Annotated in this window: 1 protein-coding gene; it reads right to left on the bottom strand. The window is 61.6% G+C overall.

All coding sequences use genetic code 11. The features are described 5' to 3' along the window. Positions 1 to 2147 (bottom strand): OmpH family outer membrane protein (locus tag CKW23_RS26080; protein ID WP_177434673.1); only part of this gene is annotated, 2147 nt, incomplete at its 3' end. Between the last annotated feature and the right edge of the window lie 99 nt (positions 2148 to 2246).

Raw genomic sequence — 2246 nt, 5'->3', positions numbered from 1 at the left:
ACGCCCCAGGTGATCCCGGCACCCAGGCCACCCAAGCGTTCGCTCCAGGCCTTGGCGCGGGTGTGCCAGTCCTTGGCGACGTCCAGGCCGGACTTGAAGAAGGCGCGTATTTCCTCTTGCAGCAACTGGGCGTACTGGTTGTTCTGGAAGTCCAGCAACCCCGGGATTTTCAGTTCGTGCAGGCGCAGGGCATCCAGTTGTGATTGCAGCTGGCGCGCCAGGTGTCGGCGTTCCCGAGGATCGAGGGGATAGAGCCAGTTAAAGCGGGTGTCGTCGATCTGTTTGATCAGGTGACGTTGCTCGCGCTTCCACTGTTTCAGCCGGGAGGCGAGTTGTTCGTTGATGCGGATCATTTCCGGCGTATTGGCCAGAATCTGGCCGATCATGAAGTTGCGGATCAAGGCGACGAGGTTCTGGCTTTTGCCTAGCGCCAGACGGCTGTCCACCGGCACCCAGGCCAGCAGCATGTTTTCGGCAATCGTTTTGCCTGCTCCACTCGCCAGTTCGCGCAGGGCCTTGAAGGTGTTCTGCACCGGCTGTTTCAGCGTTTTCATCCAGGCCGCGTCGGCGAAACCCTGATGGTTGAGCACGGCGTTGAGTTCGCCCGCGCGGGTGGCGAGGTTGGTAAAGTCGCCAATGCCGCCAAGCAGGGCGTTGGCTTCCTGATCCAGGGCGTCCTTGAGGCCGGGAGAAAAGCCATAGCGCAGGGTCCCGAACAGGCTCCCGCCCCTGGCTTCCTGATCCGCCAGCCAGGCACTGGCCTGTTGGTCCTGGCCATAGACCATCAGTAAATCGGTCATGACGGTTTGCAGGTACAGCAGGGTTTTCGGGTTGGCGGTGTCGATGAACAGCTTGAGCGGGTCGTTGCCCAGGTACTCGGCCCATGTCTGGAAATCGGCCTGGGTGTCGCGGACCTGTTGCAGCAGGGCTTCGCTGAGGGGCAAATGATGGTGCAGATGGGCACGCGCGCCCTTGAGGTCGACTTCGCGACGCCATTTCTCGCGATCCTTCCAGGCCTGCCGGTCGTCCTCGGACGGGTAGCGCCCATAACGTGAACGCAGCGCATCGCGCATGTCCGCGCTCTTGTACATGTCCATCGTGCCCAGAGAGCCGCCCGGCGAGTTGCCGTGCATGGTCAGCATCTCCTCCAGGTCCATCTGATCGAAATACTCCTCCATCTCGTTCAGGTAGTGCTGGGTCCTGGCGCTGTCGCCACGTACCGAAGCGGGCAGTTTTTGCACATCGCCATTGGCCCCGCAAAGTGCAGTGACGGTCTGGGCAATCTGCAACGTGTGTTCGTGTTCGTGCTGCCAGGTTTGAAACGCGGCCTGATCACCCGCCAGTTGCATGCCCAGGTCATTGAACACACCCAGCGGGTCGTCCAGTGCAACCAGCAGCGAGTTGCATCTGTCCGGGACGTTGCCCAGCCAGTACACATCGGCCCCGAGCGGGTTAAAGACTGATTGCTCCGCTTGATCGGGCTGCGATTCGGGCCCGGCAGTCGGAATGGACGAGTCAGCGAAGCGCTTGTCTTCAACCACGTAATTCTTGTCGATGTCGGCGACGGCCGTGGCAAGCGCCATCAGCGGCAGCGCGCCCGGCTCGTTCCGGGTGGCGCAGAAGTTGGACAGGTCCAGAGGCTTCATCCACAGGGCACGGCTGTCGGCGTGTGAGCGCATGTGTTCACAGATGCGCCAGGTCCATTGCACCGGGGAAAAAGCCAGGTGCAGACGGTTCTTGCGGGGGTAAAGCAGGTAAGGGTGGCCCTCTCCATCGCCGCGGCGAACGTCCTGCCCCAGATGGGCCTGCGTCCAGACGATGCGCGTCAGGCAGGCATCGGACGCCGAAATGCTGTACTCATGAAACGTCCCTGCCGTTTCGTCGAACACATAGACATACCCGTCGTAGAGCTGGCGCAGGGTGTAGCTGCGGGTCTTGAGGCGTGGCAGTGGGCTCCACTGGCCCCGGGCGGGCAAGGGCTTGAGTTGTGTGGGTTCGACATCGTAGCGCGAACGGTCCAGGGCATAGCGCACCGGGACAATGGCGATGTCCGCCGTCTTGTACAGACAGGCACAGGTGGCAGAAGACGGAGACTTGTCGAAGCGTGCTGCACGCCGCTCTTGCAGGGTGCCGTGTTTCTTAGTCATGGGACGCACCGTTGCGTGCGTCTTCAGCGGATACCTGGAGGTGAAGAGTGATGAGGCGGCTGGCCTGGTAAACGAGCATGAACATCCCTTGTTCCCTGA

The organism is Pseudomonas sp. Irchel 3A18 (genome assembly GCF_900187465.1).
Lineage (GTDB): Bacteria > Pseudomonadota > Gammaproteobacteria > Pseudomonadales > Pseudomonadaceae > Aquipseudomonas > Aquipseudomonas cichorii.
Note: the sequence above shows the minus strand (reverse complement) of the source record. Positions and strands in the feature narration are given on the sequence as shown.